This is a genomic window from Paenibacillus sp. EZ-K15, from assembly GCF_002573715.1.
Classification (GTDB): Bacteria; Bacillota; Bacilli; order Paenibacillales; family Paenibacillaceae; genus Paenibacillus_AQ.
Genome location: NZ_PDHM01000010.1, coordinates 103,731 through 127,950 on the forward strand (window position 1 = coordinate 103,731; position 24,220 = coordinate 127,950).

General features: G+C 44.6%; 26 protein-coding genes. 21 read left to right on the top strand and 5 right to left on the bottom strand.

Annotated elements, in window-relative coordinates; all coding sequences use genetic code 11:
- The first annotated feature begins 244 nt into the window (after nt 1-244).
- The 14 genes from CRG97_RS07445 to CRG97_RS07510 all read left to right on the top strand — a co-directional run bounded on the left by CRG97_RS07445 (nt 245) and on the right by CRG97_RS07510 (nt 12,766).
- A complete protein-coding gene (locus CRG97_RS07445; RefSeq protein WP_076323042.1) occupies nt 245-1,390 on the top strand; it encodes a glycosyltransferase family 4 protein in 1,146 nt (381 codons plus the stop codon).
- A 72-nt stretch (nt 1,391-1,462) separates the two neighbouring features.
- Nucleotides 1,463-2,044 (top strand): WIAG-tail domain, encoded by a 582-nt coding sequence (locus CRG97_RS07450; RefSeq protein ID WP_098742468.1) that lies wholly within the window; start codon nt 1,463-1,465, stop codon nt 2,042-2,044.
- 180 nt (nt 2,045-2,224) lie between these two features.
- Nucleotides 2,225-2,929 carry a glycosyltransferase family 2 protein gene (locus tag CRG97_RS07455; RefSeq protein WP_098742568.1) on the top strand — a complete coding sequence of 235 codons (705 nt, stop codon included), beginning with the start codon at nt 2,225-2,227 and terminating at the stop codon, nt 2,927-2,929.
- 84 nt (nt 2,930-3,013) lie between these two features.
- Nucleotides 3,014-3,355: a nucleoside-diphosphate sugar epimerase gene (locus CRG97_RS07460; protein ID WP_098742469.1), complete on the top strand. Its 342-nt coding sequence runs from the start codon at nt 3,014-3,016 to the stop codon at nt 3,353-3,355.
- Nucleotides 3,356-3,384: 29 nt separating this feature from the next.
- Nucleotides 3,385-3,705 carry an alpha-helical endospore appendage domain-containing protein gene (locus CRG97_RS07465; protein WP_237566331.1) on the top strand — a complete coding sequence of 107 codons (321 nt, stop codon included), beginning with the start codon at nt 3,385-3,387 and terminating at the stop codon, nt 3,703-3,705.
- The gene (locus CRG97_RS07470) at nt 3,702-4,004 is read left to right on the top strand and encodes a hypothetical protein (protein ID WP_098742471.1); all 303 of its coding nucleotides are present in this window, start codon (nt 3,702-3,704) and stop codon (nt 4,002-4,004) included. The genes CRG97_RS07465 and CRG97_RS07470 overlap by 4 nt, the downstream gene beginning before the upstream one ends.
- Before the next feature lie 20 nt (nt 4,005-4,024).
- Nucleotides 4,025-4,318 (top strand): hypothetical protein, encoded by a 294-nt coding sequence (locus CRG97_RS07475; protein WP_098742472.1) that lies wholly within the window; start codon nt 4,025-4,027, stop codon nt 4,316-4,318.
- Nucleotides 4,319-4,511: 193 nt separating this feature from the next.
- Nucleotides 4,512-5,597: a phosphotransferase gene (locus CRG97_RS07480; protein ID WP_098742473.1), complete on the top strand. Its 1,086-nt coding sequence runs from the start codon at nt 4,512-4,514 to the stop codon at nt 5,595-5,597.
- Between the two features lie 258 nt (nt 5,598-5,855).
- A complete protein-coding gene (locus CRG97_RS07485; protein ID WP_098742474.1) occupies nt 5,856-7,037 on the top strand; it encodes a phosphotransferase in 1,182 nt (393 codons plus the stop codon).
- Between the two features lie 71 nt (nt 7,038-7,108).
- Nucleotides 7,109-8,821: an HAD-IIIC family phosphatase gene (locus tag CRG97_RS07490; protein WP_098742475.1), complete on the top strand. Its 1,713-nt coding sequence runs from the start codon at nt 7,109-7,111 to the stop codon at nt 8,819-8,821.
- A complete protein-coding gene (locus CRG97_RS07495; protein WP_098742476.1) occupies nt 8,818-9,051 on the top strand; it encodes an acyl carrier protein in 234 nt (77 codons plus the stop codon). Before CRG97_RS07490 ends, CRG97_RS07495 begins: the two co-directional genes overlap by 4 nt.
- Nucleotides 9,048-9,635 carry a GNAT family N-acetyltransferase gene (locus CRG97_RS07500; RefSeq protein WP_098742477.1) on the top strand — a complete coding sequence of 196 codons (588 nt, stop codon included), beginning with the start codon at nt 9,048-9,050 and terminating at the stop codon, nt 9,633-9,635. The genes CRG97_RS07495 and CRG97_RS07500 overlap by 4 nt, the downstream gene beginning before the upstream one ends.
- A 244-nt stretch (nt 9,636-9,879) precedes the next feature.
- On the top strand, nt 9,880-11,256 hold the full coding sequence (locus tag CRG97_RS07505) for a nucleotide sugar dehydrogenase (RefSeq protein ID WP_098742478.1): 1,377 nt from the start codon (nt 9,880-9,882) through the stop codon (nt 11,254-11,256).
- On the top strand, nt 11,249-12,766 hold the full coding sequence (locus CRG97_RS07510) for a glycosyltransferase domain-containing protein (RefSeq protein WP_098742479.1): 1,518 nt from the start codon (nt 11,249-11,251) through the stop codon (nt 12,764-12,766). Before CRG97_RS07505 ends, CRG97_RS07510 begins: the two co-directional genes overlap by 8 nt.
- Nucleotides 12,767-12,854: 88 nt before the next feature.
- On the opposite strand, the gene CRG97_RS07515 is transcribed toward CRG97_RS07510, so the two are convergent.
- From CRG97_RS07515 to CRG97_RS07530, 5 genes are all read right to left on the bottom strand, one after another.
- Nucleotides 12,855-13,802, bottom strand: coding sequence for a phosphotransferase (locus CRG97_RS07515; RefSeq protein WP_161952923.1), 948 nt, complete (start codon nt 13,800-13,802; stop codon nt 12,855-12,857).
- Nucleotides 13,803-13,848: 46 nt separating this feature from the next.
- The gene (locus CRG97_RS07520; RefSeq protein ID WP_098742481.1) at nt 13,849-14,865 is read right to left on the bottom strand and encodes a glycosyltransferase family protein; all 1,017 of its coding nucleotides are present in this window, start codon (nt 14,863-14,865) and stop codon (nt 13,849-13,851) included.
- A gap of 124 nt (nt 14,866-14,989) precedes the next feature.
- Nucleotides 14,990-15,904, bottom strand: coding sequence for a right-handed parallel beta-helix repeat-containing protein (locus CRG97_RS07525; RefSeq protein ID WP_098742482.1), 915 nt, complete (start codon nt 15,902-15,904; stop codon nt 14,990-14,992).
- A gap of 269 nt (nt 15,905-16,173) precedes the next feature.
- On the bottom strand, nt 16,174-16,314 hold the full coding sequence (locus CRG97_RS33210) for a hypothetical protein (protein WP_202618885.1): 141 nt from the start codon (nt 16,312-16,314) through the stop codon (nt 16,174-16,176).
- A gap of 247 nt (nt 16,315-16,561) precedes the next feature.
- Nucleotides 16,562-16,963, bottom strand: coding sequence for a CHRD domain-containing protein (locus CRG97_RS07530; protein ID WP_098742569.1), 402 nt, complete (start codon nt 16,961-16,963; stop codon nt 16,562-16,564).
- A 184-nt stretch (nt 16,964-17,147) separates the two neighbouring features.
- Between CRG97_RS07530 and CRG97_RS07535 the strand changes: the two genes are divergently transcribed.
- The 7 genes from CRG97_RS07535 to CRG97_RS07565 all read left to right on the top strand — a co-directional run bounded on the left by CRG97_RS07535 (nt 17,148) and on the right by CRG97_RS07565 (nt 24,211).
- Nucleotides 17,148-17,954, top strand: coding sequence for a glycosyltransferase family 2 protein (locus CRG97_RS07535; protein ID WP_098742483.1), 807 nt, complete (start codon nt 17,148-17,150; stop codon nt 17,952-17,954).
- A gap of 4 nt (nt 17,955-17,958) precedes the next feature.
- The gene (locus CRG97_RS07540; protein WP_237566333.1) at nt 17,959-19,122 is read left to right on the top strand and encodes a glycosyltransferase family 2 protein; all 1,164 of its coding nucleotides are present in this window, start codon (nt 17,959-17,961) and stop codon (nt 19,120-19,122) included.
- Between the two features lie 12 nt (nt 19,123-19,134).
- Nucleotides 19,135-19,863: a glycosyltransferase family 2 protein gene (locus tag CRG97_RS07545; RefSeq protein ID WP_098742485.1), complete on the top strand. Its 729-nt coding sequence runs from the start codon at nt 19,135-19,137 to the stop codon at nt 19,861-19,863.
- Between the two features lie 28 nt (nt 19,864-19,891).
- Nucleotides 19,892-20,596 carry a sugar phosphate nucleotidyltransferase gene (locus tag CRG97_RS07550; protein ID WP_098742486.1) on the top strand — a complete coding sequence of 235 codons (705 nt, stop codon included), beginning with the start codon at nt 19,892-19,894 and terminating at the stop codon, nt 20,594-20,596.
- Between the two features lie 43 nt (nt 20,597-20,639).
- Complete coding sequence (locus tag CRG97_RS07555) at nt 20,640-21,767, top strand: CgeB family protein (protein ID WP_098742487.1); 1,128 nt, start codon at nt 20,640-20,642, stop codon at nt 21,765-21,767.
- Nucleotides 21,768-21,959: 192 nt separating this feature from the next.
- The gene (locus CRG97_RS07560) at nt 21,960-22,883 is read left to right on the top strand and encodes a GT-D fold domain-containing protein (protein WP_237566334.1); all 924 of its coding nucleotides are present in this window, start codon (nt 21,960-21,962) and stop codon (nt 22,881-22,883) included.
- Complete coding sequence (locus tag CRG97_RS07565; protein WP_098742488.1) at nt 22,880-24,211, top strand: glycosyltransferase family 2 protein; 1,332 nt, start codon at nt 22,880-22,882, stop codon at nt 24,209-24,211. The genes CRG97_RS07560 and CRG97_RS07565 overlap by 4 nt, the downstream gene beginning before the upstream one ends.
- The last annotated feature ends 9 nt before the right edge of the window (nt 24,212-24,220 follow it).

Genomic DNA, 24,220 nt, shown 5'->3' on the forward strand with positions numbered 1-24,220 from the left:
CGTATGCATGAGAAAGATTGTCCCGGATGGACGGGTGTCGCCCGTGGTTGGCCTATTCTTTACCGGATATTAGTCACCAATAGACCCTGATCCGGTATATGTTAAGGTATCAGACCATACAAATGACAGGTATGCGCTTTTTTTGAATATGGCAACGAAACACTACTGGTACAAGGGGATGGATACCTTTGATATATCAGCAGGTGTTTTTCATATAGATAAGATGTGAGAAGGATGTGGAGTTATGGGTTTGCGGAAGGTGGCGGTTGTGACGCCGGGATCGTTTGTTATTCCATCGGGGAGGAGCAGCTCCGTCGAGCGGGTAGTGGAGCAGACCATTCCATTGGCACAGGGTACCATGGATGTACGCATATTCGGAGTGCTGGGAAAAGGGCTCCCTTCAAAAGACACGATTAACGGCGTTCCGTGCTACCGCCTGCCATCTGGTACGAATTATTATCCTTCCTTGCTGCGGAGACTTCAGAAGTGGAGACCGGATATTATTGAAGTTCACAATCGGCCGCTGCTGGCCCAGCGCCTCAAAATGCATCTGCCGGATGTGAAAGTCGTACTTAATCTTCATTCCAATACATTTATTATGCCTCCATATATGAGCGAGCAGCGCTTTGGGAACATTGCCCGCTGGATGGACGGCATTGTGGTAAACAGCCGTTTTCTACTGGAGGATATTACTTCAAGACATGCTTGGCTTTTGGAGAAGATCACGATTAATCATCTTGGTGTTAGTCTTGATCATTTTACTCCGGCATTCAGCCCTGCTGCCAAGGCACTAAAAGAGGCAAAACTTGCTCATTACGGATGGAGTGGACGGCGTATCATCCTGTTTGCGGGACGGCTTATCCCTGATAAGGGGGTTCACCATCTGATTGACGTACTACCACATATTATTGACAAGCATCCAGATGTTCTATTGCTTATTATCGGAAGTGCGGCTTACGGATCCGATCGGGAAACCGCCTATGTCCGGGAACTGAAAAAAGCTGCCGGGCCTTATCTGCATTGGGTATATTTTCGACCCTTTGTCCCTTATCCAGCGATTGCAGACTGGTACTCGCTTGCTGATATTGTGGCTGTCCCCTCCGCGCCGAGGGAGGCCTTTGGACTCGTGAATGTTGAAGCCATGGCAGCTGGGGTTCCTGTCATCGCTGCGAACGCAGGGGGTATCCCGGAGATCGTGGAGAACGGTGTGACGGGTTATCTTGTTCAAAGAGATGATTTTCCTGGCGGACTCGCTGAACGGATTAACGGATTGCTTCAAGACGAGAATCTGCGTACACAAATCGGAATGGCCGGTCGTGAAACGGTACGTCAACGTTTCAGGTGGGATCATACGGCAGAACGATGGGCTAACCTGATGCAAACCATCTAACCGACTGTGGCAGTAGCCCTATTTCTTGAATAGGATGAATGTAACGATTAGAAGCAGAGGAGAGAGCCGACAGTGAACAAAGCCAGAAGGATCACCAGGATAAGAAGGGGAAGGCCCTTTCGGCGGTACGATGGCTATTATAAGAAGATGGCCATCAGAGGAACTTCCGCCAACTGGTCAGATTTAGAGAAGGATGTGATGGATCACGCCTTGACTGATGATGTAATCAGTGCTTCCCATCTGCAGCATCGTAGTGTAAGAAGTGAGGCGATTGAGGATTATGCCATACACAGTATTCATTTGTCATCCGAATCCATCATTTCTTCCAAGCTAGCACTTGAGTCGGTTCAACCGAGTCATCTTTCATTTAATCCGGTCCAAGGGATACCTGACACACCTTTACTTCAGCAGTTTGGATATATCCCCTTTACCTTTCCCGATGAACATGAAGCGATCGAAATTACAGTACCACTTCAGACCTCTTACCAAGATGAACATTACGTAGTGGTGGCATCGTGCAATGATCCAGTGTTTCAAGCTGGCATTCGAAAACGGCAGCATGAGGAGGTGACCATCGGAATTACACGACCAGCAGGTACGATGATTTCAGAAGGCTGGTTGTACTGGATTTCAATAGGCCGGATGGCAACATAAGGGAGGGGAAGGATGGGGGAAGCGAGATTCCGCCCATCCTTTTTGGTGAGCAGGGACACTGCGGATGCCGTCACGGAGCGAGAAAGTCAACATACAATAGAAATGAATTGCCAAAGATTATTCGGTCCTCACGCAGTGATGAGAAACGGGAGGCGGAATTTATATGAAGGACTTTTTACGATGAGGAGACGAGGCGCTCGCTTACGGACATCTTTATCGGCGACTCTTCCCAAAGCTGATCCGGTTGAAGGACGGAAGGATGGATTTATCGTTGGCTATTCTTATGGCGTTCAACACGGACAAAATAACGGAGATTGCTCATTTGACGGCATCAGTATCATTATCCCCATTCATGATCCAAATGAAGATGCCATTGGTAAGATCAAAAGAATTGAAGCCTTAACGCCGCATCCATATGAGCTGCTAATAGCTGATGCCGGATCCTCGGAAGGAACCAGGCAATATATACGCGGCCGTATCGGAGCGGTACGACACATTGTCGGGAGAAGTGATCAAGGCATAGTGGTTGTTCTTAATATGGCACTTCGTGCTGCACACGGGAAGAAGTTAGTTATTCTATATGGCTGTACACCTGTTATGGATAACTGGATTGGCGGTCTGACGGATGAGCTGGAACATGCCCCCGCTATCAAAACGGTTTATGTGAGTTTTGCACAGTCAGGCCCCCCCATGCTGCCTAGGGATGAAGTGGATACTCATGATCGGTTAAATGCGTGCTGTGTTCTGTTTCGTCCGGAGATGTTATCGGATGTTGGAGAGCTAGATGAGGGGCTTCCATCATTACAGGAAAGCATAAGCGAATGGTTAGGACGTGTTCCACAGCAATATAGAACGATGCTGCAGGCTAAGGATCTATTCACCTGATTCGAAAGACGGCATTAATCATGGCACCAGAAAGCTTGTCGAAGCATATGTTGAAAAATATGATGAGCGAAGGAGAGTTATGTCGTGGAGAAAAAAATTGATGATATGGTCGAACACCTTTCGCACTCCCAGCAGCAGTTAGCGCGCATTCTAGAAGCTCAGCGTCATGCAGCAGTCCGCATGGCTCAAATTATACATTCATTACCCAATCATGAAATCCAAACCTCCGAAGAACCAAATTCACGAGAAGGACCATCGTTAGGGGGACAATTATTAGGAAGCCGATCGTCAGGATCCCAGGTGGAACAAGTCAATAGCAGCATTACTGCTTATTTGAACGCCATGGCCGACCTACAACAAACATCGGCAGACAGTTTGGAAATCGTAATGAAAGAGCTTAAAGCGACCGAGCAAGGTGAAGAATAATGGGATCCGACTTCGTTGGTTAAGGGGGAATGTATGTGAGTAAAGAGGAATCGTTCATGCGGATTCTCGATGCATCCGTTACTATTCAATATAATACCTATCTCATTCTTCAAGGGAAAGCGGTAGAAGCCGAAAAGGTTTGTCGATGGGTCTTGACTCAATATCCTCGTTCCAAGGGAGAGTTGAAGGATTCGCTATCCATTCACGAGCAAATTGTTGAGCAAATCGAGGGCTTGACGAAAATAGGCTCCGGTCTGTGCCGGAATCTGCGAATTATTCTCGGAACGGAAGCTGAACAAGATGACGCCATGGGATTTGATACATTCGATTTCGGAGACACGGACTCATGATCGCGCGCATACAGCGGGAACATGAGGCAAAGATTGCCATGGTATCATCCATTGCTAGAAGTCAGCAAGCGCTGGCAAGTATTTTGGAAAGTATCGCAGAGGTTACGGCCCATTCGGAAACAACCGCGCACACTCTCGCGGAGAATATTCGGCTGCTTGTCGGCTATCAATCCGTGATGGCTGAAATGTTGACAGGCATTCCGTTAAATCGGTACAAATTAGGCAGTCCGGCATCGCCCTGGATAACATCCGAGTGCCAGCTATCTAACAACGAGGCCGGGTTAGAAGCTACGAACTGAACCTTGCAGGAGGATTCGGCATGAACACGGCATTATCCGTTAGGAATCATCGTAAGACTTCACAAATGGCACGGAAGAAGTCATTCGCAAAGGGGCTGCGTAGCCTGAAGTCATCAGGTACTAAACGCCGTCATGGCAAGAAAGGCAAGCGCCATCGAGCCGGTGGCCGTTACAGCTCCAGGCCGGGGGTCGGCAGATCCCGGCCTTTATCTCAAGTCCATGACAAAGGGTATGATCATTCCTACATGGAAGACTTTAAAGCTGGATTTGCGAAAGGTTATGAAGATGGCAGACAGGCGGATACCTCTGCATAACGACTCTGGTGGCATTCTATGTAACTTGAGCTGAAGAACGCTCCATCTTATATAGAATCAAAATTATTGAAGAATCTACTGAGGCCACTTGAAGAACGAGCGCAGCACACTTCCGTTTGTTAGGCAAATGAATGGATGCGCATCTCTATGTTCGACATACAATGGTTTAAAAGCGAAAATGGAGTGAGGACTAATGAGTCCAACCAGCAGAATAGACAAGCGATTCATTCGAAAAACATGGCGTAAGATGGAGTTTTCCAAATCATTAAAGTCCTTTGGCACCGAAGTGAGATTAGATCATCAAACCATGGAATGTTTAAAAGAGTCATACAAAAGCAGCATATGGAAACTTGAAATCAAACATGAACAAAAGCGCATTCCCATCATTCTTAAAATTTCGAAACCGCTCGAAAAAGACCGACCGGAAAGCACGGTTGAGAAAAATATATACCGTAAAGGAAAAAAAGTACTTCAGCCGTTCATGCCACTAGTTTATAAAACTAAAAGAAATGTAAACGGACGCGATTTGTGGGTGTTCATGGAATACATCGAACCTCTTAAAGGGCGGGTGCAGTATAATCCGGATCACTTTGACAAAATCATTCCTACGTTAGCGAAGCTTCACTCCTCTACGATGAATGAACGATTTAAACAACATGAGCGACTATTCGGTGATTGGCTGCCTCAATTTAGCTCTAATGTTATGAGAGAAGAAAGAAAAAGCATAAATAAGTTAACCTTGTATTATTTAGATGAAGCGATGAAAAACAACCATTTAAAAGAAATGATTAATCCATATTACTCACTCGTAAAGAGCCTGCTGCAGAGAGGGCCAGATTATTTCCCGGAGGTCGTTCGTGAAGGCTGCAGCATTATCCACGGAGATCTTCACACTGCAAACATATCGGCCTACAATATTAAGGAGAAATCGTGGAAAATCAAGTTTATTGATTGGGAAGGTGCAAAATATGCTCCGTGCTGGTTTGATCTCGTCAATTTGATCGGGGTTTTCTTGGCATACCGCCGAGAGTGGGAAGATCAGGAAGAGGCCATAACCCGCCGTTGCGTTCAGTTATATTCGAATGAGATGAGAAGGCATGGAGTTATATTTAAAACCGATCCATTCAAACTGTATCAGATGGCATTCCTAAAACGAATACTTGAGAAGGGGCTGTATCTGCAGCTGAATTGGGCTGTTACCGGTAAAAAAGAGGCGAAGCTACTGCCGGTTTATTTAGAAAAAATCAAAGTTTTAGGAAAAAAATTGGAGCTTTATTAGTGCTTATTCGATCCAATGGATACTAAGTTGAGTACTACTCGGATAACCCGCGTGTTCACGGGTTGTTTTGCGTTGTTTTACTAGGCATCATGATGAATCTATCTCACGATCGCAGTAGAAATTCTTGGCTAATCGTAATCCAATTGTTCGCAGAATGTTAAATCATGTGCGTGGAATGTTAAATCGCATTTTTTTAATGTCATGTCGGAGGTCCTCCACATAGGATATAACAGGAATACGGAGTGGAGGATCGCGGATATGACAAAAATGGGTAACTCAGGAGGATTCGAGCAAGGTCGTACAGATGGATTTAGGAAGGGAAGAGAAGATGGATATAATAAAGGGCTTGAGGATGCACAAGCCTTATTGGTAAACCCGCCTCTTAATGATATAAGTCTGCAATGGCGAGAGCTTCGATGTGCTGATCAGATTGCAAGCCATTTCGGATCTTCTGTTGTTTTAAATGACCGGAACATGGAATGTTTGAAAGAAACATTCAAGAGTGCAATCTGGAAACTCGAAATTACGGCAAATGGACAAAAATATCCGATTATTTTAAAGATATTCAAAGCACCCGTGAACGAACAGAAATTAATCGAGTTAAACATGTACCGAAAAGCAACCAGTATTTTACCGGATTTGATACCTACCATATATTTGATCGTGGAGGGTATGAATGGTGAGGATGTTTGGGTATTCATGGAGTTCGTCCCTCAAGTTAAGGGTCAGGTTATCTTTACACCCGATTATTTCGACCGGATTATCCCTTCGTTGGCGAAACTTCACGCACTAACCTATAACGACAATTTTTACAATCATTGGGGAACATTCGAGGAATGGCTTCCGCTTTACGATTCCGAAACCACAACGCTAGAACGCCAGAAGAACCATCAAAAAACGTTGGAATATCTGGATAAGGCCATGGAACGTCCTGAATTAAAGCAGAGACTGGAGTCGACCTATGCTAATGTCCGTACCATGTTACAAAAGGGACCTATTTATTTTCCCGAACTCCTGCAGGCCGGTAAAAGTATCATTCACAATGATCTGCAAACTCCGAATATGGGCTGCCACAATGTAGCTGAAGAGAACTGGAATATTAAATTTATCGATTGGGAAGGCGCACGTTTCTCACCATGCTGGTTCGATATGTTTAATTTATTGGGCGTGTTTTTTGCATACCGCAAGGACTGGAGAGGCGACGAAAATGCCGTGATTGAACGCTGTGCGCCTTTATATGCCGCAGAAATGCTCAAATATGGAAACCGGTTCGATACTGACCCGGTTAAGTTGTACAAAATGGCTTATTTGCAGCGCGTTTTGGAACGCAGTTTGTTCCAGCAGCTGCTTTGGGGAGTAGATGATCTGAAGTCGGTATATTTATTGGATCATTATTTAGAGAGAATCAATGTGTGGGGAAAGGAGCTTGGGTTATATTAATGCCAATGACTTAGCGGGATAGGATCTGAATGGCCAGGTCAATGCTCTGAAAACAGGAGGGAGGTATAGGAATGAACCATGTGTTAACCTATCTAGATTTAGCGGATTCTCTGCTGTGCTCCCTTCCCTCCAGGGCTCGGATTGCAGGAAGCCCGAAGCTCCCATGCAATCGAACCATCCGAATACGAGTCGACAGAACGATGCCCTTTGAGTTTGTTGCCAATTTGATGTCTCCTTTTTGCGGATTATGGGAGGCTGATGTCTGTTTTGATTACTCTGATTATGATAGCACTCTGTCCGGTATTGGCGGGGAAACTCAGGCGGATGTATATATCATTTGGTTAGATTGGCGAATCTACGCCCGCTCTATGAGTGCACAAGAAGCTGCTCATTGGCTGAATGAACGGATCGATAAACTCCGTATGGTAACGGATAAACCGATCTGGGTAAATAACTGGCCGGAGTCCCTTGAAGACGCAAATAGGGTGCTCAGCTTCCGTGCAAGTGATCGTGGATGGTTCCGAAAGTTAAATTCGTATTTGTTGGAGTCCGTTGAGAACAACACAGGATGTGTTCTGATCGATTTATCCCAATTGGCCCATGAAGGTACCGAATCCTTCTATGATTATCGGAATGAGGAAATCAGCAACTACCCATTTTCCAATCAGGCAACGACGATCATATCCCGTCACCTTGGCGTACATCTCTTACCTGCTTCCTGTGTTCCGAGACTTAAAGCGATTGCCCTTGATCTCGATGATACGCTTTATCACGGGGTATTAGGAGAGGAAGGGGCTGAAGGGGTAACGCTAACGGAAGGGCATCAACGGTTGCAAAGGCTGCTGCTCAAGCTTAAACAATCAGGAGTGCTGCTCACGTTGTGCAGCCGCAATGAAGAAGAAGATGTTAAGGCTCTGTTTGATACCCGGAGCGATTTTCCGCTGAGATGGGATGATTTTGCCGCTGTCTGCGCGAATTGGCAGACAAAAGCAGAAAATCTGAATCGATTGGCTCAAATATTGAATATCGACCCGTCCGCTTTCTTGTTTGTGGATGATAATCCGGCAGAATTGGTGAAGATGGCCGCCGTATTACCGGAGGTTCGTCTTCTGCGAGCAAAACGAAGCGGTGAAGAAACGATGTTCGGCGTATGTCATTTTCCCGGATTGTATCAACTTCACCAGGATACCATGGCCGTATCCAGAACAACCGATATTCAGGCCAATCAAACAAGGGAGAAGATCAGACAAACAGCATCCGACTATCATTCTTATTTAGACAGCTTGAACATGGTTATAACCATCTATGAGAATGAAGCTTCCCATGTCACGCGGCTGCATGAATTAAGTCATAAAACGAATCAGTTTAACCTGGCATTAAGGCGGATGACAGAAATTGAGGCGAATGACGTTATGAATGCCTCAAAATATATAACGATTACGATTCGCCTCTCGGATATACTGTCAGACAGTGGAATTATCGGCGCTTTTATATGCCGGTTGGATGGTGAGCAAGCGCATTTAATCGAAACGCTTTTTAGTTGCAGGGCGCTTGGCCGTGAGATTGAAACGGTTGCCTTTGCCTGGATCTTGGAGAAACTAATAGATCGAGGGGTGCAGCGTATCCATATCGAAATGGCTCAGGGGCCGCGAAATGCTCCCGCCTTGGACTGGATAAAGCGTTTTGTTACGGGTTCGCCTGAACAACTGTCGCTTAAAGATCTCTATGCACGTGTTAAAGCAGCTTGCGGAAGTCATCCTGCTAGAGTGGAGGTAAATCGATGACTACAGAATTACGCAAACAAATCGGGTCGATCTTATCCGAGGTATTAAACATTGCATTACCACCTCTTGATAATCCAAAGCGGGAAGAGTTGGCGAATTGGGATTCTTTAAAACATATGGAACTCATTCTTCGTCTTGAAGAGCAATTTGATGTTCGCTTCTCCATTAGGGAAGTAGCGGGAATTCAAAGCTTGGATGACATAGTTGAGATCATTGAGGTGAAGTCGTGAAGCACAACATCAAAGTTGAACGCTTCGGGATTCGATTAAGACCCATTACGATGGACGACGCTGATTTTATTTTCAAACTAAGGAGATCCCCCGATTTATCCAGGTATATTGGAGAAATCGACTCTCGTTATTCTACTCATGAATCATGGTTGAAACAATATTTTCACAGAGAAGGCGACTATTACTTCTGCATTGAGCATCTCTCGGGCGTACCTATCGGAACCATAGCGATCTATGATATTGATGGTCAAGCCGGGAATTGGGGAAGATGGATTATTTCCGATTCGATCCCTGCCGCTCCTGCCAGCGTATGGCTTATTTTTCACGTTGCGTTTGATATTCTGGGTTTGTCCAGTGTGTTCTCCAACACGGTTATTGATAATGCGAGTGTCGTTTCTTTTCATGATAACTGCGGTTTGCCCCGGACCGGAATTGAACGTGATGGCCTAACTATTAGAGGCGTTTCCTATGACATGGTTATTCATACGGCTACGAAGGAGAACTGGCCTATGATTCAACAAAGATTAGAGAAGCCTGCAATTTTGGCGGAGCGTCTGCTGAGGGAGAATCCGGAAGATAATTAACATACATTACGGAATGAAAGAAAATATGACTTGTTTACTGACGACAGCGAAACAACTCGCTGTCTTTTCTGTATATATCAAACGAAAAGAATGACATGGGTAATATGTCTGGTGAATTCGCCGTTTCTCTCCTCAAGCGTATTTCATATTTTATTAGGAGAAGGAAATTCATTATCGTCCGGTATTTCATCATGGATGTTTTTTGAACAAAGACTCAACCTTCAAGAAGGGATGGACAACCAGGATGAGCGAAATTTTGCACAAAATAAGAAGCAGGACGGCTACGGTGGCCGTGATCGGTCTCGGTTATGTCGGACTTTCTGTGGCAGTGGAGGCGGCAAGAGCCAATTACAGGGTGTACGGAATTGACATTGATGAGAATAAAACGGAACAGTTACAACGCGGAAAATCGTATGTTACGGATATAAAGGATGAAGATATCGATTCTTTGATCCATCAGCGCCTGTATGCCGTTCATGATTTTTCAGTGCTGGCTGAGGCAGATATCATCATTATTTGCTTGCCAACCCCGCTTAACATCAACAAAGACCCTGACGTTTCCATGATTCGATCAGCCGTTGATTCCATAATCCGATATGCGTCGAGAGATACACTGATAATTTTGGAAAGCACAACCTATCCCGGAACGACTGAAGAATTAATTAAGAATGTGATTGAAGTCAATACGCAATTGGAAGTGGGAAAAGATATTTTCGTATGTTATTCTCCGGAAAGAGTAGACCCGGGAAACCCTAAGTTTAATGTAAAAAATACACCTAAAATCTTAGGTGGAATCACAGAGGTATGTGCAAATCTCGGCATTCAATTTTACCGTTCTTTTTTGGAGAACGTCATTCCTGTAAGCTCAACGGCTGCGGCCGAAATGGTTAAGTTGTTGGAGAACACGTTTCGAAGTGTGAACATTGCGCTTGTGAACGAGCTGACGCTCATGTGTGATCGAATGGGGATTAACATCTGGGAGGTGATCGACGCAGCTTCGACCAAGCCGTTTGGTTATATCCCCTTTTTCCCAGGGCCGGGTATCGGCGGGCACTGCATCCCGATCGATCCGACGTATCTGTCATGGAGGGCTAAAAAGTTTGGATTCTATAACAAATTTATTGAATTGGCCAGCGATATCAACAGTAATATGCCCCGATATGTGATATCGCAGATTACAGACATACTCAATGACAATGAAAAGCCGCTAAAAAACTCAAATATTATATGCATTGGAATGGCTTATAAAAAAGATGTCAACGATATGCGCGAATCGCCTGCACTCGAAGTGTTCAGGCTTCTACAGCAGAAGGGGGCTATTGTAACCTACTATGACCCGCTCATTCCATGGTTTATAGACAATGGACACAGGATACCCTCGATAGAACTTTTGCCGGATCTGATTGCCTCTGCAGATCTGGTCGTTATTACTACGGATCATAGTATGATCGATTACCAGTTTATTGCTGAGCATGCCGCTTTGCTGTATGACACGAAAAATGTGACTCAGTCGATTAAAGGAAACATCGTATTGCTCGGCGGACATAAGCGATTTGGGAAAAGTTCATCTCAGGATGTGTCGATCCAAGATAACGGGGAAGGGGGGGAAGGGATTGATTGATGTTGTCATTTGTGTGCATAACGGTTTGGACGCAGTAAAACTATGTTTGGATTCCATTCAAAATAATACTACACAAAAAATTAATTTAATTATCATTGATGATGGAAGCGATCAAACCACAAGGAAATATCTGAAACAGTATACACGACAATTTCACTATAAATTAATTAGACATGCGAAACCGCAGGGCTATACTGCTTCTGCGAATCAAGGGTTAAAACTGTCAACATCCCGATACTGCATACTTCTCAACAGCGACACGATCGTAACCAGTCAGTGGTTGGAAAGGCTGACGGAAACCATGGAATCCGATAACAGGATCGGTATCGTCGGCCCGTTGTCTAATGCGGCCAGCTGGCAATCCATTCCCCATCTGGATAGGAGCCGGAATGGATTGGAGCCCAACTTAACGATTGAACAAATGGCTGAACTTGTCTATCAATCCTCGGATAAGAATTTTCCGAGGGTCATGTTTTTGAACGGCTTCTGTTTAATGATCAAGAGGGAAGTTGTGGAAAAAATCGGCTATTTTGATGAGAAGAACTTTCCGGTAGGTTACGGAGAAGAAGATGATTATTGTCTTCGTGCCCGCGCTGCTAACTTTAAATTAAAGGTTGCCACTCATTGTTATATCTATCATCAAAAATCGGCAAGTTTTGGATCCGATAGAAGGAAAAAATTAGCACATAATGGGAAAGCTGCCCTCTATCGCAAACATGGCGAGGCAAGGGTTAAGCGATCGGTACAAAAAATGGTCGAGCATCGATTGCTCAAAGAAACAAGGGCAAAATTAAAATGGCTATTAGCGTGCAGACGACAAATCATAACACGAAATCAACGGAAAAACGTAATATACACAGCGATAACCGGTAATTACGATAAGCTGCAGGATCCCTTACATTTGAGCAAGCATTGTGATTACTATTGTTTTACGGATAATCCGAAATTAAAGTCCGGAACCTGGAAAATTATTATGTTAGATAAAATATTCGCGGATACGGCCCGTCAAGCAAGATGGATAAAAGTTATGCCACACTTGTTATTCCCGACCTACAAACACAGTGTTTGGGTTGACGGGAATATCAGAATTGTCGGAGATATCGATCGATTTATTGAAAAATATAGCGCCACTTCATCGCTCGTGTTCTACAAACATTCACATCGGAATTGTATTTATAAAGAAGCGGATGCTTGTATTGCCTTGGGAAAGGATAAGAAAGAGACCATATTAAAACAAGCAGCCTTGTATAAGAATGCGGGATATCCGAAAGACAACGGACTGATTGAGTCCGGTGTGATCTTAAGACGCCATAATGATCCAATCGTTACCGGCACGATGACAACATGGTGGAGACAAATTATGAGTTACAGTAAAAGAGATCAAATCAGTTTTAATTACGTTGCCTGGAAGAATAATGTTCCATTTACCGCGATCAATGGCAATATCCGTAATAATGAATTTTTTAAGTGGAGCAAACATCACAATAAGTCGACTAGGTTGAAGCGCTAGCAATATGTATCTTAGGGGCTGTTGTCGTACAACGGCCCCTTCTGCATTCCCTTCAATAAGGTGGTAGTCTGGCGCAAGGAAAAGTGTTTTATTTAACGCCACCCAATTGCCTGCTTAATATGTCATCCTTCTTCAGTTCGTCCAATACAATCTCTTGTACCCGGGATTTCTTCAGTGGGAGTTTATTTTGCCTGATCGATCCGCCGAGGTAGTAGTAGAGGCTGTAAGGAAAAATCGCGTCTATATAGTAGAGTTCTTCAAAGGACTTCCCTTCAGGAAATCTCGCAAAATACTCTTTATAATGAGAAGACAACACCATCCTCGGTAATAAATAACGGATATCCTTGATGGGAGAGTCAATTCTTGAATGCTCCAGATCAATGATCCATATATCTCCTGATGCCGTTTTTATTGCGTTTAAATGGGTTAAATCCCCATGTACAAGCCATCTTCTATTGTTCACGGATTTGAGGTGATCAGCGAGGACGGGCACCCTCCGGGAAGAAACTCTTATACATTTCTCAGCTAATTGTATACATGGTTGAATATGCTGCAAGGAGTACTGGTCTTTCCATTTCATCAATTCTTTTAATTTGAATTGATACTCAGATATCCACCTCTTTATTCCAACCTTCAAGTCGTCTGGATTTTGATTGGATGTGAGTGAACTCGGCAATCTAGCGTGTTGATGAAAATCCCCGATTACCTTTACGCGGTCCATTATCGATGCAGAACCGCCAGAGATATATCTAGATAAATAATAACGATGCTTTCCTTGCTTCGTACATAGTTTCCGTTGATTCGTGGCGATAACCTCAGGAACCTTTAACCCTTGTTGGGATAGCGCGTTTTGCATAGTGACTGAAGGGGTGAAGGTTTTACTTGATCTGTAATCCGACTTAAGGACATAAGTTTCTTTGTTATCGATTACCTTCCACACCGCTTTATCCGGCTCGTCCTGAATCCATTCGATTCTCGGTTTTTTGATGTCATAATACTGGTTAAGAACCATCGTTGCATCTTGAACTGTAGGCATGCTATCACTCTCCATTCCAGATCATAGGTCATCATCTATTACAGTCTTATGGTACGCCGATCAAGCCTTGAAAAAGAGACCTCCAATTTTCCGCACACTGTTTGACCTTAAAGTTCTTCGTCACAGCCTTCGCGGCCTTTTGTGAAATTTTTTTCCGAAGTTGGGGATTTTCGATCATTTCTTTAATCCCGGCGTACCAACCCTGCTCTGTTTGAGGAACAAAATAACCCGTTTTTTTGTGGAATACGCAATCACGGTATATGGGGGATAATGAATAAATGCCGGGAATGCGGCAGGATGCATAGTCGCGGAACTTCACATTGCTTTTGCAGTGGTAGAACAGATCATCATCCATGGGTGCAAGACCGATATCCCAATTGGCCCGATACAGCCGCTGCATGAACTGGCTGTAATCCTCATTATGTTTCCAATGCGAGACATTGGGATGACCCTTCAATTCTTCAGGACAGTACCCATAGAACTCCAGTCTAACCAAATCTCCGTATTCCTTAAGTATACGTTTCAATGCGGGAATAACGGGCCGGAAAGAACTAACCTTTTTTGCACCTTCGTATCCGATCACGAGTCGATCTTCCTTTTTCGGACCTCTGGACAATTGTGTAAATGAAACATCAATGCTCCCTGGAAAATAGATCACTTTAGGATTAAATTGCTTCTTAATCAGCTCGCGAAAGACGGGTGATTCTACTTTGACCATGTGTACGTTTTTTAGAAAGTAAGTATAGGTTTTTTTATAAGCGGGTTTTGAGTAGATCTGGCCAAGACGAGTTGTTTGAGGAATCGCGAGAAAATGGTCGTCAATGACGTATACAGTCTTCTTTCCCTCGAGGTGTGCCCATTCTAAGCAATGGAGCGCTGCGGGCTCAATGCTTCTCAGAAACAAAATAATATCGAATGAAGAAATGATAGATCGGGTTACCTGTTTATGTGGAAGGATCTCAAAACGGCAGTATCCTTGTCCTTCCAGATAACGGAGAGGTGGGAGAAGAATGATTTGGTACGATGCGGTTCCCTCTGAGCCGACCACAAGAATTCTTCTCATCTAATGACCTCCAATCAACAATGTTTACTGGATGCCCTTGCGGGTAACTCAGTTGTAAAATAAGTGCTTGCCCTCATCACGAAAGAGGAGAGCAAGCGAAAAAGCCATACATGAAACAAGGAATTTAGAACAAGTTATTATCGGTACCTGTTACGGAGATTTGAGTCGGCGTGTTACCGGTGAACCGATTTCCGAATGCGGTGTTTTCATCGCCAGAAATGAGGAGTCCAAAATTCTGGTTGAGCTCCATCTCGTTGAATTCCACGCTGTTAAAATCCGTGGCAATTGCGATACCGGTTTGAGTGTTACCATCGGAATCGTTGGCTCCAAGATAACCGTTATCCCCGGTTGTGATCGAAACGCCGATCCCTGTATTATTTTCCGCGTTGTTGCGTATCAGTACGTTGTTTGCTGCTGCAACGGTGATTCCGCTTGTTCCGTTTTGCGAGACCGTGTTGCCGAATAACAGATTGTTCGCTGCGGTGCTGGAGATGCCGATCGTGCCGTTTTGCGAGACAGTATTACCGATAGCCGCATTATTGGCGCCGGCCAACAAAATACCCACACTTGTATTGCTGAAGGATACATTCTGTACGATCCAGCTGTCGGTGCTTACTACGTTGATTCCTGCAGCGCCGCCTGCGTCTTGAACACTGTTTCTCCACGCTACATGACCGGTACCGGCAGCTAAATCAATGCCAATACCAAGCGTGTTGTTAATGGTATTGCCAATAATGCGGTGATTGGTACCAGCGGTAACATCAATCGCATCGGCCGTGTAGTTTTGAATCTTAAATCCGTTAATTTCAACCCCCGTAGCTGCCGTGACAATGAACGCACTTGCCGCAGCGTTGAGTCCTTGGCGTATCGCCGAACCTTCATTTTTAGCTATAACTTTTACGTTGGAAGTCGCTACAGTCACCGCCGGCTCTGGATACGTTCCATCATTAACCAATACGACATCACCAGCGACAGCTGAAGCTACCGCAGTTGCAATTGGCGTCCCTGTAGGTGAAGGGAAGACCGAAATAATGGCCATCACGTCTACCTCCTTATATAGAATTGATTAAGGTTTTGTATTCTTAATCTAGTAACAGTTAATGCAATGGATGAAAGTTATGTTAAGGCAGATGAATGAGATAAAATGCACATTTTTGAGAGGTTGAAAGAACTGATAGGTTAAAGCCTACGTTCCTACAGCCAAGACGTGGATCGTTCTCGAACGGATAATGCACGTGGTAAATATCAGTGCAAAAAAAGTGCCTGTTCCCAACACATGCGTTGAGAACAGGCAAGTTTGAAAAAGGATTAGAACAGGTTATTATCCTGACCCGTTATGGAAATCTGAGTCGGCTGGTTGCCTGTGAAGCGGTTCCCGAAAGCAGTATTTTCATTGCCAGCAATGACCAGTCCATAATTTTGATTAAACTCCATCTCATTAAATCGCACCCTGTTCCTCCAAACCAGGGTGCCCTGTACCTACGTTAAGGTTGATGCCGGCGCTAAGTGTGTTGTTGACGTAAGATAGATTTTACGCTTTGAAGGAGCGCTTTCTGATAACCATGCGAAAGGTTCAAATATAATAGAAAGGTGTCTCTAGTAGGGTGACGCCGACCACGTGTAAAACCCTCCGAACTATGCACAGTTGGAGGGTTTTACGTTCATAAAACGTATATTACCATATGATGATGTGCTTCTATCGGCGAACCTGGCCGCGAATTTCCCCATCCGGATTTTGGATTGTGTGAACATTAACATAAGCATTACCACGCTCGAATTCACGAATCAGGTCTCGAATCGTTCTGCCTTGCAGAGGACCGACCAAATCCTGGTTCGTCAACACACCCTGAACGACTCCGCGTCTTACGGTGATACCGAATTTTGAAGGACCGAACAAGAAGGCGACAATGGGGCCGTTTTGTCCTACTCTTCCAAGATGGATATGAGCTTGCGTCACACGGTTGATGTTTCGGATAACAAGTCTGAATCTTAGCTCGGTACCTGTGCTGTTGAGCTGAAATACGATATTACCTGTGGCTCTCGTTCTAACAGGTGGAACCTCATTTCTTCCTAGTAATAATGCCCGGAATGTTCTGATTGTCTTCACTTCCTTTCTTTTGAATGCTTTAGTTTATTCTATGTAGATAGAGTTGGTATGTTTATTGGTCCATACATTCAACCCAATTAATTTCGCTATCAGGTACGAGTGCCGTTACAGTAAAAAAACCTATACATAAAATGAGGGGGAAGTCTTCTTAATCCAAACTTGGCAGGTGAGAAACATGTTGAAACGAAGTCCTGCGAGTCCCGTTAACAGAAAAAAGAGGAGAAGATCCCTGTCCCCGATCAAAAATGCGGAGCTTCCGAGGGTATCCGTCATCATTCCTGCCATGAACGAGTCGAAGACCATTGCGGCAGTCATTCGGCAAGCCGATCAAGTGCACCCCGACACGGAGGTTATCGTTGTTGCCAATGGTTCAACGGACGGTACAGCAGAAATTGCTCAAAGCATCGGAGCGAGGGTGATTCACCTGCCCTTTCCGCTCGGTCATGATGTGGGACGAAGTATCGGCGCTGCAGCGGCTAGAGGAGACATCTTGCTGTTTACCGATGCAGACATTGTTATTAAAGCAAGTGATTTGACGCCTTTAACGAAAGCTGTGGAAGATGGTGTGGATGTAGCTTTGAACAAGTATTTGGGTCCAACCGACAAGCATCGCGTTCACAGCGTTATCCTCGCCAAGCATACGTTAAACATTTTGGTCTCCAATCCCGAATTGAAAGGAGCTTCTTTAACAACGATTCCACATGCAATGAGCCGTAAAGCAATAAATCTGATTGGTATCGACAATTTGGCTGTCCCCCCGAAAGCTCAGGCAATGGCCATTTATAATGGCTTGAAGGTACGAGGGGTCCATTACGTGGATGTGGGAAAAAGAAACCCCAGAAGGGGAAGAACCAAAGGAAATGATCCCCTTGAAACCTTGATCGTTGGGGATCATTTGGAGGCTATAGATTGGTTGATCTCTAAATCCGGCATGCGGGGAAATCGGTCAGATCTCACACGAAAAAGAGAAAGCGTGTGGTGATGGAATGGTGCGAAGAAAGCAGAGACGAGTTGTGATACCAGCCTCATATTCTTTTAGAAGAGCAATGAAGCCAATAAATAAAAGAACAATTACCAAGAAAAAACGCAGCCGCCATAAATTAGGGGCTCGCATATTCAAGAATCGTCTGATTTCAAACGGAGTCATCGACTATTGGAAAGAGAAAGCTTACACAGTCGGTTACCAACAAGCAGTCCATGAAGTTTCAATAACGACGGATACGCATGCAAATCGAGATAGTGAGCGTGAAGATACTGACCCCCATATCAAATTGAATGAGAGTTGGAACCGTTGGTACCATTCAGTTAGGCCGCTACCATGGACGATTTACCACGCGGCGGCGTCTAAATTTGTGGAAGGATACCGTAAGCATTCTGGAATCTATTTAGGAAATGCTGTACTCCTGCCAACGGACAAAAGAGTAGCGGCGATCGTCTTGGTAATGAACGAGAAAGATACGATTTTACAATTGCTGGAACAGCTTCATCGGCTGCCGCTTCATGAGATCATTTTTGTGGTGAACGGATCAACCGATGAAAGCTTTGAAATGATCCGTAACCAATCGAAAGCGATTGTTGTGCACTATAAACAAGCTTTGGGACACGATGTTGGCAGAGCGGTTGGGGCGAAGTTAGCCGATTCTGACATTCTGCTGTTTCTTGATGGAGATGTTCCGATATTAGCCGAGCATCTCGTACCGTTCATCGATGCCATTGAACAGGGTAGCGATATTGCCTTAAATGATATTTCTCCATTGATCGGGATGTTTTCCGAAAGAGACTACGTAACCATAGTTAAGGAGTTTATTAACCGATCCATGGGCAGGGCGGATCTCGAAGCTAATTCGCTTACGGCGGTGCCTCACGCGATCAAGAAAGAAGCAGCGCAGATCATCGGGTACGCCAATTTATCCGTTCCCCCGAAAGCGCAAGTCATCGCCCTTGAAAAGGGTTTAAAAATAAACGCACCGGCCAGTGTCGACGTTATTACAAAAAATCGGCTCCGGGCTCGAAATGTCGGACTACAGAATGCGGTTTCCGATTTGATCATTGGAGACCACATCGAAGCTCTAAAAACGGCATTCGATTTAAAGGGATCACGGCTATCTTTTTCGGATCAGATAAGACAAAGGCAGCTAACCAAGGTTTAGAAGGTGGAAGCTATGCAAAAAACAAGTATCATTATTCCGACTTTTAATGGAAAGGACCTGCTGAAGGATTGTATTTATTCCATTAAACGTCATACGGAAGAACCCTATGAGATCATTGTTGTGGATAATGGTTCCTCCGACGGTACCGTTGATATTTGCCGTCAAGAAGGGATTACCTTCATTTCATTGGCAAATAACGTTGGATTTCCCGCAGCATGCAACAAGGGATTAAAAATTGCAACCGGCGATACGATACTTCTGCTGAATAATGATGTCATCGTCACCCGCAACTGGTTACAGAATATGTTGAATTGTTTGAACAGCGAAACCAATATCGGTATCGTCGGACCACTTACCAACTATGCAAGCGGCAAACAACAGATCGATATGCCTTATACCAGTTTGGAAGAAATGTCGAGTCAGCTGAATGAGCCGGATGCGAAAAAGTGGCATCAGGTGGAACGAATCGTAGGGATGTGCTTCTTGTTCAAACGGGAGTTAATGGACCGCATCGGACTGCTGGACGAACGTTATTCACCGGGTCATTTTGAAGACGATGATTATTGTCACCGGGCCAGGAATGCGGGATATACGTTCAGGATAGCTGGAGATGTCTTTGTTTTTCATCATGGAAGTGCCAGCTTTGCCAAGCAGGACATGAGTAAAGTGAAGGATCTTGTTGATACAAACAGACAAAAATTCATTGATAAATGGGGCGTCGATCCAACGATCTATGTATAATTATATAGTTTGCGAAAGGAAGGGTTATATGAAAGGCGTCATTCTGGCAGGAGGTACGGGCACCCGTCTTTATCCATTGACAAAAGTCATAAATAAACATCTGCTGCCTGTCGGGAAAGTTCCGATGATATGTCACGGTATAGAGAAATTCAAAAAAGCGGGTATTGAAGATATTCTCATTGTGATCGGCAAGCAATCTGCGGGTTTATATATAGACCTGATCGGCAGTGGAAAAGAGTGGGGAGTAAGTGCCACATTTAAAGTCCAGGAAGAAGCCGGGGGTATTGCCCAAGCTTTATACCTGGCTGAACCGTTCGTAACACCAGGCGAAAAGTTCGTTGTCCTTCTTGGGGATAATCTGTTTGAAGATCATCTAACAACTTATGTTCGAGATTTTGAAAAACAAACCGATGGAGCGCGTGTACTTCTAAAGAAGGTTCATGATCCGAAGCGATACGGGGTTCCAGTCTTGGAGAAAGATAAAATAGTAATGATTGAAGAGAAACCGGAGGAACCCAAATCTGATTATTGTGTAACCGGTATATATATGTATGATTCGACTGTGTTTGAAACGATCCGAGTCATTAAACCATCGGCACGAGGTGAATTGGAGATAACAGACGTTAACAATGTGTACGCGTCGAAGGGGAAACTTGCCTACGACATTTTGGAAGGGTGGTGGACGGATGCAGGAACCTTCCAGTCCTTATACCAAGCCAGTGGCCGATTGTAGAGAACTCAATTTTTGGAATGTATAAGTCCGGAGGCATGACTGCATGAGAATAATGAATGATCATTTGCTGCTTCAGGAAGAGAAACAATCCGCTCACATGGAAGGATACAGAAACGGTTTTACAGAAGGGCGGAGAGAGGGGTACCGGATTGGTTTTTCCGATGCATTTATCAGATCCTTGCCTAAGGAAGAGGTGCCGATCCGGGATCTCCGAATTCTCTATGTCACTGCAGGCATTGGCGTTCCGTATCCTGCGCTTGATCAAGCGGTGACAGACGCTTTAAAGGGACTGGTTCGAAGTCTTTCGGTTGCAAATCCTTCAGAAGACATCGTTCTATTGGCTAAGAAATTTCAGCCGGATCTGATTCTTGCCTTGAACGGGGTTGTTTTGGAAGCCGATACGCTCAAAGCGCTCCGGGATAGCGGATTTAAAACGGCCATTTGGTTTACTGACGATCCGTATTATACGGACTGGACGGTTTCGATCGCTCCCCGTTACGATTATATCTTTACGCTTGAATCAAACTGCGTATCTTTTTATCGCGATTTAGGTTGTGAACACGTCTATCATTTGCCTTTTGCAGTTAATCCTAACGTATTTTACCCGAAGCATGTGCCTACCTCGTATCAAACCGATATCTGTTTTATTGGAACAGCTTATTGGAACAGAGTGGAGTTAATGGATCATCTAGCCCCGGTACTAAAAAATAAAAAAGTTGTTATCTCCGGATGGTGGTGGGACCGGATGAAGCATTACGCCCAGCTGTCTGACAAGATCAAGCTCGGGGATTGGATGACGCCAGAGGATACAGCAACCTATTATAATGGTGCCAAAATTGTTATCAACCAGCATCGTTCATCAGATGATGATACGATCAACGCCAACAGTAGAAAAGTACAGGCGCTTTCCGTCAATCCCCGCACATTTGAAATATCCGGCTGTGGCACGCTTCAGTTATCGGATATCCGCCATGATATGGATCAGTTATATTCCCCTGGAACGGAGATAGAGACCTATGGTTCTTATGGTGAATTGATGGATAAAATCGACTATTATTTGCGTCATGAGGAAGAGAGACAGCGAATTGCGTTGAACGGCTTGATGAGAACAAGAAAGGATCATACCTATCATAAACGATTGGATTTGATGCTTCGTACTATTTTCCCCTAGCTGTCAGGTCAAAATGGATTGTTATACCCGTTTCCGAATGAGTTCTAAAGAATATATTGTGCGTAAGATGGGGTGATCATCATACGGCAGCGCTTAGAAAAAAAAAGAAAAAGGCTGGTAAAGAGACGCGATAGGCGGAAATTTACTCTTCAAAGAACAAAATCCCATGCACCAAACGAGTGCACCCAGAAATTGCTGGAGCAAGCTGCAGCTTCTTTTAATGAAGGTTTTGATACCGGCTATGACGAGGCAATGATGAGGTCGCAGCAGCATTCCGTACCCGAAACGAAGGTCAAACCAAGCTCGGGAGAGGGGTACGCGAAGGGATTATATGATGGAGGAGAAGGTATTGTGGACTCGATTCTACCGGAGCTCGAGGTTCTCCCTGAAATTTCAGTTCGCCAGATTATTGAAGAAGGTATGAAGCAACTGAGTTCTCAGTATTATCGTCTTATGAGCGCGGCGGAAGTTGCGGGAAGGATTAAAGAAGCTTTAGACTCAAGTTCCCCGTTGTCTGTTATCCGTTTAGGGGATGGAGAATTGCTTACGCTTGCGCAGGAAATGGTTTTGAACGAGGATGAAGTGCGGAAAGAAGGACATTTTTTAAGCTACGCCGGTGTTAGTTTACCCGATCTAATAGCAAGGGATCTGCTGGCAGCCTCTGTGAGAAATGCAGATATTGTTGGAATTCCCAAATTAAGATTGCCAAACTTCCAACCTCTGTGCTTTTCCGTTCTTAAAGCTCACGGCATCGATTATCGAAAGTTACAGCTAACGTTATCGACGGTCAACTATGCATTGCATTTGGAAGGTTTGTTGCCTGGGATCCTTGCAGGACGCCGAGTTCTCGTTGTGGGCAATTCCGCTCCTGGTCTTTCACGGGTGTTGTCAGATCGCGGAATCAAGGTGACCGGCACGGTTGCTCCCGTGGAAGGAATGCATGATATTCCTAGAACAATGGATGAAATTCGAGGTCATCCATTCGACATCGCACTTGTGGGTGCCGGCATTCCGGCTGTTATCATTACAGAGCGCATAGCCTCAGAGCTCGGGAAAGTTGCCATTGATTTCGGGCATTTGGCTGATTCATTAACCAATGGAGAGTCAACCTTATGAATCAGGTGAGCAATCATAAAAGAAATGGTTACAACGACGGATTTAACAAAGGGTTCAATTCCGGCTACAAGGATGGATACAGCCGGGGGCGGCATATGGGAATAACCCAATTCGCAAATCTCTTCGAAGGCACAAGTATCATTGTGCCGACTTATAATCAGCTTAACTATTTAAAAGAATGCATTGAAAGTATCCTCCACTATACTGATGCGCCGTATGAACTCATTATTATTGATAATGCATCTGATGACGGCACAGCAGAATTCCTCAAATCTTCCCAAGGACTCCGCTTTCAAATCAATGAAGACAATTTAGGCTTTGCAGGTGCTGTCAATCAGGGACTTATGATGGCAAAAGGAACAACGTTGATGATCTTAAATAATGACTCCGTTGTAACGACGAACTGGCTCTCGAATTTGCTCAACTGTTTGCAAAGCGACTCACGGTTCGGAATTGTCGGGCCGGTGACAAATTATATCAGTGGAGATCAACTGATTCATGTGAGCTACCAGGATATAGCGGATATGCAGCAATTTTCCAAATCATACAATCAATCTAATGCGCACAGCTGGAACGTGACAGAACGATTGACAGGTTTTTGCATGTTGTTTCGGCGAGATGACTTTAACCGATTGGGTTTTTTTGACGAAGGTTTTGAGATTGGAAACTGTGAAGACGACGATTATGGGCTGCGTGCCCGGCTTCTTGGCATGCAGCTAGTTATAGCAAAGGATACGTTTATTCATCATTACGGCAGCGTCAGTATGAAGTCGTTAAATTCCAAATTCGAACAAGTGTATGCAAATAATCTTACTTTCTACTCCAGTAAATGGGGAGATCCCCATGATATGTTGTCCCTGAAGTGGCAGCAAAACATGAACAGCGGCATGAAGCTGCGTACCATTGATTTGTATCCGACATGTATCTTCGTGAGAGGCGCCAATTCGAAAACGTATTGGATAGAGAATGGGGTCAGGTATCCGATTCATGGTGCCAGCGGAATTCAGCCAGTCCGAGTTTCACAGGTTGATCTGCGTTGCTGGCCGCTTGGGGATGGTATTTCTGCGGAGGATGCCATTCATCGTATGATGGCTGCATATTTTTCATCGGATTCATGGGAGCAAGAAGGGAGGCTGATCAAGCTTAGGAATGGCAGTGTTTATCAGTACAAGGGGAAGGGACTGCAACGATTCATGAATCGGCTCGCGGTTGCCGCTTGGCACCTTGATTCTTACGAGCCATTGTTAGTGAACGAGCAAGAGGTTCAGAAATATGGGGAGGAAGTTCCGATTATTTCTCCTCCGGTAATTAAGGCAGATAACATTTAATTAAGAGCA

Excerpts from the sequence above, each read along its gene's own strand:
- CRG97_RS07470 (WP_098742471.1), top strand. The coding sequence starts at position 3,702 with ATGATCGCGCGCATACAGCGGGAACATGAGGCAAAGATTGCCATGGTA.
- CRG97_RS07515 (WP_161952923.1), bottom strand. The coding sequence starts at position 13,802 with ATGCCTACAGTTCAAGATGCAACGATGGTTCTTAACCAGTATTATGAC.
- CRG97_RS07480 (WP_098742473.1), top strand. The coding sequence starts at position 4,512 with ATGAGTCCAACCAGCAGAATAGACAAGCGATTCATTCGAAAAACATGG.
- CRG97_RS07485 (WP_098742474.1), top strand. The coding sequence starts at position 5,856 with ATGACAAAAATGGGTAACTCAGGAGGATTCGAGCAAGGTCGTACAGAT.
- CRG97_RS07495 (WP_098742476.1), top strand. The coding sequence starts at position 8,818 with ATGACTACAGAATTACGCAAACAAATCGGGTCGATCTTATCCGAGGTA.
- CRG97_RS07465 (WP_237566331.1), top strand. The coding sequence starts at position 3,385 with ATGTATGTGAGTAAAGAGGAATCGTTCATGCGGATTCTCGATGCATCC.
- CRG97_RS07445 (WP_076323042.1), top strand. The coding sequence starts at position 245 with ATGGGTTTGCGGAAGGTGGCGGTTGTGACGCCGGGATCGTTTGTTATT.
- CRG97_RS07505 (WP_098742478.1), top strand. The coding sequence starts at position 9,880 with ATGAGCGAAATTTTGCACAAAATAAGAAGCAGGACGGCTACGGTGGCC.
- CRG97_RS07490 (WP_098742475.1), top strand. The coding sequence starts at position 7,109 with ATGAACCATGTGTTAACCTATCTAGATTTAGCGGATTCTCTGCTGTGC.
- CRG97_RS07565 (WP_098742488.1), top strand. The coding sequence starts at position 22,880 with ATGAATCAGGTGAGCAATCATAAAAGAAATGGTTACAACGACGGATTT.
- CRG97_RS07535 (WP_098742483.1), top strand. The coding sequence starts at position 17,148 with ATGTTGAAACGAAGTCCTGCGAGTCCCGTTAACAGAAAAAAGAGGAGA.
- CRG97_RS07525 (WP_098742482.1), bottom strand. The coding sequence starts at position 15,904 with ATGGCCATTATTTCGGTCTTCCCTTCACCTACAGGGACGCCAATTGCA.
- CRG97_RS07545 (WP_098742485.1), top strand. The coding sequence starts at position 19,135 with ATGCAAAAAACAAGTATCATTATTCCGACTTTTAATGGAAAGGACCTG.
- CRG97_RS07550 (WP_098742486.1), top strand. The coding sequence starts at position 19,892 with ATGAAAGGCGTCATTCTGGCAGGAGGTACGGGCACCCGTCTTTATCCA.
- CRG97_RS07555 (WP_098742487.1), top strand. The coding sequence starts at position 20,640 with ATGAGAATAATGAATGATCATTTGCTGCTTCAGGAAGAGAAACAATCC.
- CRG97_RS07540 (WP_237566333.1), top strand. The coding sequence starts at position 17,959 with ATGGTGCGAAGAAAGCAGAGACGAGTTGTGATACCAGCCTCATATTCT.
- CRG97_RS07520 (WP_098742481.1), bottom strand. The coding sequence starts at position 14,865 with ATGAGAAGAATTCTTGTGGTCGGCTCAGAGGGAACCGCATCGTACCAA.
- CRG97_RS07475 (WP_098742472.1), top strand. The coding sequence starts at position 4,025 with ATGAACACGGCATTATCCGTTAGGAATCATCGTAAGACTTCACAAATG.
- CRG97_RS07455 (WP_098742568.1), top strand. The coding sequence starts at position 2,225 with ATGAGGAGACGAGGCGCTCGCTTACGGACATCTTTATCGGCGACTCTT.